Source organism: uncultured Candidatus Kuenenia sp., from assembly GCF_900696675.1.
In the GTDB taxonomy this organism is placed as follows: domain Bacteria; phylum Planctomycetota; class Brocadiia; order Brocadiales; family Brocadiaceae; genus Kuenenia; species Kuenenia stuttgartiensis_A.
The window spans coordinates 1-11,118 of record NZ_CAADGZ010000114.1 but is presented as its reverse complement, the minus strand read 5'-3'; the positions used below and the strand labels follow the sequence as shown (position 1 = coordinate 11,118).

The 11,118-nt window shown below is 42.4% G+C and carries 11 protein-coding genes; 1 reads left to right on the top strand and 10 read right to left on the bottom strand.

The genetic code is table 11. The features are described 5' to 3' along the window. Window positions 1–84 precede the first annotated feature (84 nt). From QZT26_RS13885 to ribE, 10 genes are all read right to left on the bottom strand, one after another. On the bottom strand, window positions 85–336 hold the full coding sequence (locus QZT26_RS13885; protein ID WP_295102931.1) for a GTP-binding protein: 252 nt from the start codon (window positions 334–336) through the stop codon (window positions 85–87). A gap of 149 nt (window positions 337–485) precedes the next feature. After that, window positions 486–1,862: a [FeFe] hydrogenase H-cluster radical SAM maturase HydG gene (hydG, locus tag QZT26_RS13880; protein WP_295102930.1), complete on the bottom strand. Its 1,377-nt coding sequence runs from the start codon at window positions 1,860–1,862 to the stop codon at window positions 486–488. Between the two features lie 285 nt (window positions 1,863–2,147). Then, complete coding sequence (locus QZT26_RS13875; RefSeq protein WP_295102927.1) at window positions 2,148–2,492, bottom strand: hypothetical protein; 345 nt, start codon at window positions 2,490–2,492, stop codon at window positions 2,148–2,150. Window positions 2,493–2,612: 120 nt separating this feature from the next. After that, a complete protein-coding gene (locus tag QZT26_RS13870) occupies window positions 2,613–2,801 on the bottom strand; it encodes a type I restriction-modification system subunit M N-terminal domain-containing protein (RefSeq protein ID WP_295102924.1) in 189 nt (62 codons plus the stop codon). Between the two features lie 117 nt (window positions 2,802–2,918). Beyond that, a complete protein-coding gene (gene hydE / locus QZT26_RS13865) occupies window positions 2,919–4,202 on the bottom strand; it encodes a [FeFe] hydrogenase H-cluster radical SAM maturase HydE (protein ID WP_295102921.1) in 1,284 nt (427 codons plus the stop codon). Between the two features lie 190 nt (window positions 4,203–4,392). Then, on the bottom strand, window positions 4,393–5,001 hold the full coding sequence (locus QZT26_RS13860) for a TIGR00730 family Rossman fold protein (protein WP_099325212.1): 609 nt from the start codon (window positions 4,999–5,001) through the stop codon (window positions 4,393–4,395). A gap of 96 nt (window positions 5,002–5,097) precedes the next feature. Beyond that, a complete protein-coding gene (locus QZT26_RS13855) occupies window positions 5,098–5,820 on the bottom strand; it encodes a succinate dehydrogenase iron-sulfur subunit (protein ID WP_295102918.1) in 723 nt (240 codons plus the stop codon). Then, window positions 5,817–7,088 carry a signal recognition particle-docking protein FtsY gene (gene ftsY, locus QZT26_RS13850; protein WP_157820514.1) on the bottom strand — a complete coding sequence of 424 codons (1,272 nt, stop codon included), beginning with the start codon at window positions 7,086–7,088 and terminating at the stop codon, window positions 5,817–5,819. The genes QZT26_RS13855 and ftsY overlap by 4 nt, the downstream gene beginning before the upstream one ends. A gap of 51 nt (window positions 7,089–7,139) precedes the next feature. Then, entirely contained in the window at window positions 7,140–8,408 is a 1,269-nt protein-coding gene (nusB, locus tag QZT26_RS13845) for a transcription antitermination factor NusB (protein ID WP_099325214.1), read from the bottom strand. 349 nt (window positions 8,409–8,757) lie between these two features. Then, a complete protein-coding gene (ribE, locus tag QZT26_RS13840; protein ID WP_099325215.1) occupies window positions 8,758–9,222 on the bottom strand; it encodes a 6,7-dimethyl-8-ribityllumazine synthase in 465 nt (154 codons plus the stop codon). Between the two features lie 255 nt (window positions 9,223–9,477). Between ribE and tatC the strand changes: the two genes are divergently transcribed. Beyond that, window positions 9,478–10,818 carry a twin-arginine translocase subunit TatC gene (gene tatC / locus QZT26_RS13835; RefSeq protein ID WP_099325216.1) on the top strand — a complete coding sequence of 447 codons (1,341 nt, stop codon included), beginning with the start codon at window positions 9,478–9,480 and terminating at the stop codon, window positions 10,816–10,818. The last annotated feature ends 300 nt before the right edge of the window (window positions 10,819–11,118 follow it).

Sequence of the window (11,118 nt, the reverse complement as noted above, 5' to 3'; positions counted from 1 at the left end):
TTAAAAACAAATGTTTAAGTTTTTTCAAAAATATTAACGAGTATACAGATGAATTGTCTACTCTTTTAACTGAAAATTTTCAAATTATTGGCGAGCAAATTTCGAAAACCTGATTTGTTTGACTATATTTAATTCCGGATTAATTGCCAATGCGTTTCGCTTTGCCTTTTCCATATCGAAATTAGTATACGCAAGAAGGTCCACCTTGTTTATCAGAAGGTGCCGGGCTACTCTGAAGAGGGCGGGATATTTAAGCGGTTTATCGTCACCCTCCGTCACACTCATTACCACCACCTTGATATCCTCGCCAAGGTCATATTCAGCAGGGCACACCATGTTTTGCTATCCTTTGAGTATCCAGGTCGGTTTGAATATCGCCCTCTATAACGGCTATATTCACCCTGTCTTTGAGAAGTTCTGCGATTTTTTCAACAATAGAGGTCTTTTCCGGAACCGGGCGAACTCATCAGATGTTTTGATCCCGGTTAAAAAAACAGATCTCTCTCCCCGTTTCTTATCCTTGCAAGCTTATCCTCTGTCTGCTTTTTTATAGAAGCGTTCTCTATTGCATCCAGTGTCTTATTTATTATCTCCAGCCCTAAATGTCTGCTTTCCGGAGACGCGTTATCTTCCATATATTCCATAAGTGTAAGTATGCTATTAGGCCCGCAGAATTCCTGGATATCTCCCGGTCTTGCAAGTTCCATAAACACCGCGCCTGTCCTGCCCCTGCGGTAACAGGCAGTGCAAAAACTGGGCATGAAGCCCTCCTTCATGGCGCTCACGGTTATTTCTTCCAGACTCCTGTTGTCCGACAGCTCAAACTGTCCAGCCCCTTTTGGCCTTCCCTTCCCCAATCCGCCTGGCGTAGTGCTTGAGGCGGCGCTGGCCTGCGTAATCCCGATGCGGAATGCCGCCTCTCTGATCTCAGGACTTTCCCTTGTGGTTATTATCATGCCTGTATAAGGAACGGCTATCCGAAGGATTGCTATGAGCCTCAGAAAATCGCTGTCACTTACAGGGGAAGGGGGTCTCAAATTAACCGAATGGGCCGGTCTGAGCCTTGGTACAGATATGGTGTGAGGGCCGGTTCTGAACGTTTCAAAAAGGTAAGCGGCATGGGATATCAGCCCCAGCACCTCATACCGCCAGTCATAGAGTCCGAAGAGTACGCCCATCCCTACGTCATCTATCCCGCCCTCAAAGGCTTTGTCCAGGGCATACAACTGTCTCTGGTAATCACTTTTGGGACCATTGTGGATTTTTTCGTAGGTAGGTCTGTGATAACTCTCCTGGAATAGCTGGTATGTTCCTATGCCTTTGGCCTTGAGCCTTCTGTAGTTTTCAGCCGTTGTTGCGGCGATGTTTACATTGACCCTTCTTATTTCACCCTTTTCATTCCTCACAGAATAGATGGCATCTATTGCATCAAGGATATAATCGACCGGATTATTTCCGATATCCTCTCCTGCCTCAAGAAGGACTCTCTTATGTCCCATTTCTATGAGGCAGCCCGTCTGTTCTCTTACCTCATCCATGGTAAGTTTTTTTCTCATTGCAGGGTTACCTGCACGAAAGCCGCAGTATAGGCAATCATTTACACAGTAATTGCTGATATAGAGGGGGGCGAAGAACACTAGTCTGCTGCCGTATACGGCATTTTTTATGTAACGGGCGGCGTCAAATATCTCCTCGGTTAACTCCAGATCGATGACGTTTATCAACATCGCCGCTTCTTCAGGGGTAAGCCCTTTCAGCTCCCTGCCCTTTTTTAAAACATCCGCCAGCATAGCCGTCGACGGTGAGGGGGTATTCGTGAGCAAGGATTGAAATCTATCTTCGTCTATAAATGTTTTTTGCATGATTCATAATCTCAAAACAATAACCAGTTCTTTAAGGCTCTTTCTTCATTTATCAATTAATTCCTACTGGTTTTAACTTTTATTTTCCATCTAAATTATTGGTATTTATTCCTTAAGCAACAAGTTTTTCTATATATCCCTCTCTTTTACTCCATACCATTGGTTCGATTCCATAAGCCTTGAGGGCGTTTGCCAATCATCTGTGACAAATCAGCTCTGTCATTTTGCCTGTTTAGCTTTTTAGATGACACAGCTAATCGGCAATAATCTTTTCAGTTCGCCTTTTCATCCTCTTTCCATTTGAGACAGAACCGACTGATTTAGAAATAGCGTATCCCAAAGTTTTGTTGTGTTAAGAATTAAATTGAGAAAACCTTTAGTGAGTATTTTTTCGTTTTCCCGAATTACAGTTAACTCATCTGAACAAACCGCATCAAAAGTTAGAACAGAAGATCTTCTTTTGAATTGAAAAACTGAAACGTTTCTTCGCGCAAAAATTATGTCTCCTTCATAACATAATTTTCCCGAACCTATATCTTCAGGGCTTCTGAAATTTTTAATAAACAGTTGTCCTGCATCTAAATCCTCTGGTCTTATAAATCTTTCACAACCAGATTTTGCAGGTGACAAAACTTTTTCGTTGATTTCATCTGCAATGAAACCTATGGCTATTTCATTCCAATTTGATTTATCAAGTTCAATTATTTCCTGTTTCTATTCCAATTGAATTCAGTTTGTCAAACAAAACTTTCACTGATTTTTGATAATTTTTAATTCCTGTTCTTCCATAGCATTTCTAAATTCCTCATCCCAAACATCAGAGATGCGTTTGAAAAACAGTAATGGAAAAATGTATTGCTTAAAATCAGCCGCATCAATCATTCCTCTCAGAATGTTGGCTGCCCCCCAGAGATAGTCTTCAAGTTGTTTTTTAGTCATGTTTTAAAGCCGTGTAAATAGTCGACAGGCTTACCCTTCTTTGTATCCATATCATTCATTTGTCAATCTCTAAATAATCTTCAATCTGTATATGTAGCGCCGTGGTTGCCGATATGGTTATTTAAACGCCTCCGCCATCTTTTTCTCAAGCATCTTGTAGCTAAGTGTTTCTTTATAAAGTCCGTATTTTTCCCAAATCTCTTCTTTCCCGTGATACTTATTTGGGTATATCCTGTAGTCGCCCCTGTACTTCTCAGGCGTCAGATTAAACATAAGCGAATTTGCGCCTGAAGAGAGTCCGAGCCGTCTTCCTTCTTCATTTTCAATGGTTTCAAGGGCGGTAGTGACCGGTATCTTTGCCTTTGGCATCAGCAATCTTGAAACGGCCGTTACCTTAAGCGTCATTGCCGCACTACCCGCCGGATGCACAGCCATAGGAGTGGTGTCTGTGGGTATAAACGGGCCTGCGGTCACCATGTTTGCGCCAATGGATTTAATAGTTATTATATCATCCGCTATATCCTCAACCGTCTGTCCGGGCAGCCCGATGAGAAACCCTGTGGCAATAAAATATCCCATCTTCTTCATTTCCATGAGTAGCGCAATCCTATCATCGAATGACTGGCCGGGGTGAAGGGAATGATAGAGCGCCTTGTTTGAAGTTTCAAAACGAAACAGAACGCCGTTTGCCCCGGCATCTTTCATTTTTCTGTAACCTTCTGACGTTCGTTCCCCAACGCTCATAAATATAAAAACCTTACACTTCTCCTTTATTTTTCTGATGATCCCGGACAGTATCTCGTTGGTATAGGATAAGTCGTCGCCCGACTGGAGAACTATAAGTTTATATCCGCGGTGGTTTACGGCGTCATACACGGAATTTACTATTTCATCCGGCGTCATTCTGTAACGCCGGACATTTTTTGAGTCCCTTCTGAGTCCGCAGTATAGGCAGTTCCTGACGCAATAGTTTGAAAACTCTACTATGCCGTGTATGCAGAAAAAATCCCTTATCCTTGCCTGTCTTATGGTATTTGCCTCTGAAAACATGGCGGTCATCTCCGCATCCTCGCTGGTGCTGAGAAGCCTTATTATCTCTTCGCGTTTAAGCTCTCTGGTGTGGCAAGCCTTGAGTATCTCCAGAAATGCGGCATCGAGCTTCGAAATATCTACATAACTTTTAGGCTCAAGGAGATCCAGTATTTCCCTCGCATCGTCTTCGCTTATTTTTTCCACCGCCGTATCAGAGGCGTAAAGAATCCAGTCACCGGCATGGACGTCAGTAAGCAATGCGATTATCGATCTTTCGCCTTTTGAATCACGAATAGTAATTCTTCTTGCAGGCAAATTATCGGGTGAATCTTCAACGAATAGTACTTTTGCAGGAATGGTAAGGCACATAACAAAACCTCTTTGTTTGCAACAGGTTAGATTTTTGAAAAAGTAGGGGCGAAGCATTTGCCCGTTTGGGTATGAACGCATTCATGATAATTTATAGCAAATGCTTCGCCCCTACACTTTACACTATGCGGAAAACATCGCTATTATTGGAATTTTTCAAAAAACTAAAATGTTACAAGAGTTCTTTTTTTTAACTCTCTTTCCAATCTATCAATTTACCAGACGGCGGAAGGGTTTTTTTTTGAATAAGCATCTGTAAAAGTTCATCAGGGTTGTCCGACCTCAGAATTAGCTGGCCATGTTCCGGTCTTGCGAAGCGTTCTCTGATAATATGGTCTATAAATTGCAGCAACAGATCGAAATATCCTTCTACGTTAAGTATGCCGATCGGTTTTGCGTGCAATTCCAACTGCGACCATGTGACAATCTCAAAAAATTCGTCCATCGTGCCACATCCGCCCGGCATAGCGATAAAGGCGTCGGATAACTGTACCATCAGCGTCTTTCTCTCGTGCATGCTGGCAACTTCGTGAAATTCCGTTACTTCGCGGCGAACAATTTCTCTGGAAAAAAGCGCCTTCGGTATTACCCCGATAACCTCTCCCTTTTCGCGCATAACGGTTTCCGCAATAACTCCCATGAGCCCGACACTGCCTCCTCCGTATACAAGCCCAATGCCGCGGGCGGTTAGTGCCTTTCCCAGTTTTTTTGCCGCATCCTTATATGCGGGACGTTGTCCGCTGTTTGACCCGCAAAATACGCAAATACGTTTTACGGGAATATTGTTTTCCATGTCCATTGAATTTCTGTTCATTGCAAAAAAGAGTTTTTATAACAATTTAGTATTTTGAAAATTTCCAACAAGTGTAAGGGCGAAGCATTTGCTATAAGTTGTTCAACTTCTTATCTTGTCTTTTACAATTTCTTTTTTCAAGCTTGTGATAGAACCAGTAGGATTCAAGTCTTTCGGGCATACTTCCTGGCAATTGAACACAGAATGACAGCGCCATACGCCATTTTCACTGTTTACAATAGCCAGCCGTTCCTGCCGTGCTCCGTCCCGGCTGTCGGAAACAAATCTGTCAATATTGAGAAAAGACATTGGCCCCAGATAATCTTCGTGCATCGCTGTTATTGGACAGGAAGAGTGGCAGCATGCGCACAATATGCAGTCTATTAACCCATTCAGTTTTGATCTTTCATCCGTACTCTGTATTTGTTCCCACTCAGAGGGCAATGGCCTTCCGGGCATGAGGTATGGTTTTATCTGCTCGTACTTTTCCCAAAAGGGTTTCATATCGACAAAGAGGTCTTTTTGTATTGCCATGTGGGCGAGGGGGCGAATGGTAACCGTCTTCGTATTCAGTTTGGAAATAAGAGTATTACAGGCAAGCCGGTATTTCCCGTTGATATGCATGGCGCATGAACCACAAACGGCGGCACGGCAGGACGACCGAAAGGCGAGAGAATCATCCCTATGCTGCTGAATGTAAACAAGCCCTTCCAGCACAGTGAGATCTTTTCTCGTAAACGGTATTTCATATTTTTGGAAATATGCTTCCTTATCGCTGGCCGGATTAAACCGGAAGATATTAAAGGAAATGGTATCGTTTGTCATTGTTCTAATAAGGTTTCTACAAACAAGTCCGGGTTGAATCTTTCAATATCGTCCGCCTGTTCTCCAAGCCCGATAAATTTAACAGGGATTTCTGTTTCATTGCACATGCCAAGCACTATGCCGCCTTTTGCCGTACCGTCCAGTTTTGCCAGAAATATTCCGGTGACGTCCACGGCCTCCCTGAACATCCTGGCCTGTGAAATAGCATTTTGTCCGGTAGTTGCGTCGAGCACCAGTAATACCTCATGCGGCGCATCGGGTATTTTTTTTTTAATAACCCTCTTTATTTTTATAAGTTCTTTCATAAGATTATCGTGGGTATGGAGACGTCCTGCGGTGTCTACGATTAAAACATCAACACCACGGGCGATGCTTGCTTCCATGGCGTCGTATGCGACAGCGGCGGGGTCAGAACCCGTTTGATGCTTTACAATATCTGCCCCGATGCGTTTGCACCAGATATCCAGTTGGTCTACTGCCGCTGCCCGGAAAGTATCGCCTGCGGCAAGCATTACCTTTTTGCCTTCCTTCATCAAAAAACTCGCGAGCTTCGCGATGGAGGTAGTTTTGCCCACCCCGTTAACGCCAACTACCATAATGACGGTAGGCCGTTTATCTGCGTATTGAATATCCGTCTGCCACGAATGCAAACCGTCCTTCAGGCGGTCTTTGATAAAATCATTTATTTGTGATGTTTCGGTAATTGCTTTCTCTTTCCATGCCTCGCGTATTTCTTCGATAAGTTTTTGTACCGGACGCACCCCTATATCCGCTCCAATGAGAATATCTTCCAATTCTTCAAGAGCTGATTCATCAATGCCTTGTCTGAATGATAAAAAATCTTTTAAACGCAGCCAAAACCGGCCTCGTGTCTTTTCGAGCCCTTTTTTTAACTTGCCCGGCACAGCAACAGGTTCTTTTTTGATAACGGGTTTTTCTTTTATTTCCTCAACAACCGGTATCTCTTCCGGAACAACAAGCTCTTCCGGTGGTGCTTTCTCCAGGACGGACATTTCAGGCGGGGCGAAAACCGGTTTCACCGGAGGCGCTTTTTCCACTACGGCTGTTTCAGCAGGAACGTGCTTTTCCACCACCGCTTTTTCCGCAAGCACAGGCACCTGATCAAAAGGTACCAGCCGTATCGTGCCTTCTTCTTCAATAACAACCTTTTTTCTCGGTTCAACGGTGTAGTTTATGATGCGGTACCAAAGGCTCTTTTTGGTCTTTTGAATGCCGTTTTTTACTTCAGTCTTTTGTGTTTTTCCCATATATTCCTGTCCTGTTTTTGTATTTTTGTATTTTCAAATGTTAAAAAAAAATCAATTATTGCGGCATCGCTGTTTCAACAGTTTCACAAGGTTCCCCGGTATAGAGATCTTTGCTATCGGAGTGTCAACCTTTCTTTTTCCGTGAAAGTCGGAACCGCCGGTTGCCACAAGGTCATATTTTTTTGCGAGTTTGAGGTATTTCTCCACGGTAGCTTTAGTATATGCAGGGTAGTACACTTCTATTCCCTGCAAACCATACCTTACAAGGTCCTCAATTAAATTATCCCGTTGTGTAAGTCCCGGATGGGCAAGCACCGGAGCCCCTTTCGCTTCTCTTATCAGCTCTATTGCCTCTTGTGGAGTTAAGGTTTTTTTGGGAACATATGCGGGCGCTTTATCACCAATGTATTTATAAAAGGCATCCACTAATGTGCTGGTATATCCGTTGCGCCAGATTACTTCTGCTAAATGCATACGTCCAGGTGAACCTTCCCCTGCAAGATCAAACACTTCAACCGGATTGATCTCTACCTGAAGCCCGTGCAGTTTTTCTATCATTTTGTAAATACGTTCAATTCTGTCCTCACGTGCCTTTTTCATTAATCCAATTAATGCATCATTATGAATATCAATAAAATAACCTAAAATATGTATTTCTGAAGGGTCCAGAAATGCAGAAATTTCTATGGCGGGAATAATTTGCAAATTCCCCCCTTTATTGTATTTGTCTGCCCTCAAAAATCCCTGAATAGTATCATGATCGGTGATGGCAATTGCGGATAAACCCAGTCGTATGGCTTCATCAACAACCTCTTCCGGCGTTGCAGTGCCATCGGAGAAATTTGTGTGTATATGTAAGTCGGAAATGCCAAAATCAGGGGCTTTTTCCTCTTGTATCGTGTCTTTCTGTTTTCCGTTTTTCAGCCAATTGTATACTTTATCTAAAATACCATTAACAAACATCCCGGAATCTTTATCGCCGAATTTTTTGGCAAGTTCTATTGCTTCATTAATAGAAACCTTTGGTGGGATGTCATCTCTATAGAGCAACTCATACACGCCAAGTCTCAGGATGTTCTTGTCAATGACGGCCATCCGGTGCAAATCCCAGTTTTCCGCGGAAAGTGAAATTCTTTCATCGATCTCTTTTACATGAGATCTGCAGCCCGTGACAAGCAACAGGGCAAACTTATATATATCAGGTTTTTCCGCATTCTGCCGGCAGAATTCATCTATTTCCGTTTCCGCTTTGTCTCCGAGTAAATCGAGCTGATACAACGCTTTAATGGCAAGCTCGCGGGCAATTGTTCTGTTGCGCATATAATACTTTCAGACCAAAATAAAAAAAATTAACATAATTAATGAAGAATAATGATGTGTCTCTGAGTTTGATAAATAAAGGGAAAATAAATAGTTGCACAAATGGGAACATGCGGGATTATTATCAATAATCGTCATGCGGCAGCATGAAAATATACTGTAAGGGCTTACAAACAGGGATTTCTATGTTTACTCATAACTTTTGTTTTAATAACTGGTTATAGCATTTGGGAAATATCCTTTTGTGAACTCCTTGAGTATGCAGTACTTTTTTTACATCGAGGCGTCTGGTGGGAGAAGTGTTGAAAAAGGGATAACGTATAATGTTTGCTACCGGTTTTACACCGGTTTATATTTGATCAAAGAGATTCACCATTTCTATTGCCGATAAAGCGGCCTCTGTGCCTTTATTTCCTGTTTTCGCACCAGCACGGTCAATTGCTTGCTCTAACGTTTCTGTTGTAATAACTCCATAGATGACCGGTATTCCGGAGGACAAACCAATCTGCGTAATGCCTTTCGCTGATTCGCTGGCTACAAAATCAAAGTGGGGCGTTTCGCCGCGAATAATCGCTCCAAGGCAAATAACGGCATCATACTTTCCTCTTTGTATAACCTTTTGAGCGGTAATGGGAATCTCGTAAGCGCCGGGTACCCAAAAAACGCCAATATCCTCTTCTTTTACCCCATGCCTTACAAGACCATCAATCGCGCCTTCCAGTAAACGTTTTGTGATGAAACCGTTATATCGGCTCACGATAATCCCAAAGGTCCTGCCCGTACCGATTAATTTCCCCTGATATTCAACGCCCATAAATGATTCCTTCGGAATTCACTAAAAATATGAATAAGGTTGAGATAAAAGTAAAGACCAAAAATCGCTATTTTAAAGGTAGGATGTTAACATATACAAAAAAATCTTTCAAGGCTTTTCCTTTTTAATAAAGCAACCTATTGCACTTATTGAGGTGTTAATTGTTCCTTGTAATTTCTGAAATATCGATGTATTATGAAACTCTTTATTTTATTAGAAAACGAGTAGCATCGCAGAGAAATAATAAGGTTTTGTGTGGATATAAAAGAGGAAGAGTACGGGAAAATCGAAGACGCCAGGATGCCTTTAGGCTCACATTTGGAAGAGTTGCGGCGTAGAGTCTTTTATTCTATCATCGCAATTATTTTCTGTTTTATATTATGCTGGGTCTTTAAGCTGCACATTTTGGATATAGTAAAGCGGCCTCATGGCATTGCTATGCATAAGCTGGGACTTTCCACCGAATTGCAAGTGCTGAGTTATCAGGAAGGTTTTTACGCATACATGAAGCTGTGCTTCATCAGCGCCATTTTTTTAATGTATCCCCTTATCATTTATCAGGCATGGAGATTTGTCAGCGCGGGGCTGTATGCGAAGGAAAAAAGGTACATTCTCGTTTTCTTCCCGGTTTCATACATTGCTTTCGTTATGGGCGGGCTTTTCGGATATTATTTATTAATCCCCTTTGGCTTGCAATTTTTAATAAGCATCCTTGGCCCCGGCATTCAACCCATCATTACGATGCAACAATATGTGTCGTTTGTTTTCCTGCTGACGGTCGCGCTTGGGCTGGTATTTCAACTACCTCTTGTAATGCTGCTTTTGTCAAAGATAGGATTCGTATCTGCAGATAACTTTATTAAGTGGAGAAAATATTCAATACTTGTTATTTTCATTATTGCTGCCATAGTAACACCGCCAGACCCTTTTACCCAGACAATGACAGCCGCCCCAATGATCCTGTTGTATGAATTAGGGATACTCGTGGCAAAACCAACAAAAAAGGGGTTTATTTTACTTGGTATGGTTGTTGGGCTTGGTATTGTCGCCCTCGCGGCAGCATATTTTTATTTTACACATACACGAGGAATGATAGACCTTTCCCGCGTCTATGGGAATATGCAATTACAAAAGGCCGAAGATCATAAGTGGAAAAAGGTATCCTCTGTTGACCGCTTCCATAGCGGCGTTGTTCTCAAAACCGGCGACGGAGAGAAGTCTTCATTTTCGACTAAAAATGGGATTGGCGTAAACATGGATTCGAATACCGAAATGTACTTTATTGATCCATGGAAAATTAACCTCCAAAAAGGGCAAATATTTCTCTCCCTTGCAAACTTGAAAAAAAATCTGGAGATTCTTACCCTAAATGGAAAGATTGTGGCAGATAACGGAATTTTTAATGTCCGGATAACGGAGTACGCCACTATTGTTACTGCGGTAAAGGGAGAAGCCACATTAATGCTGGAAGGTGAAACAAAAAAATTGCTTGAGGGCAGACAGCGCAAAATGGCTGCCGGGGGAGAACCCGTGGATATTCATTCCATAATTGATTGGTCTGAAGGCATCATAACGGATGTACAGGGCAAAGAATAAAACAGCGGAACTCCTCAATAAGTATAACTATTCAGCGTAAACATTACACGACTCCCTGCGGGTTCAGGTTACAAACCAATGTCATTAAGTTAAGAATTATTGTAACACTTTGGTTTAAAAAAAAACGTATTACCGATAAGCTCCGTAGGAGCAACCTGTTTGTAGTAGATAGAATACCATAACAGATATTAGCTCCGTCAGGAGCGGCCTGTCTTCCTGTCAATCATATACAGGCCGCTCCTACGGAGCTATTTACCTGTTGAATTTTATTGTGCTACAAACAGACCGCCCCTAAAGGGG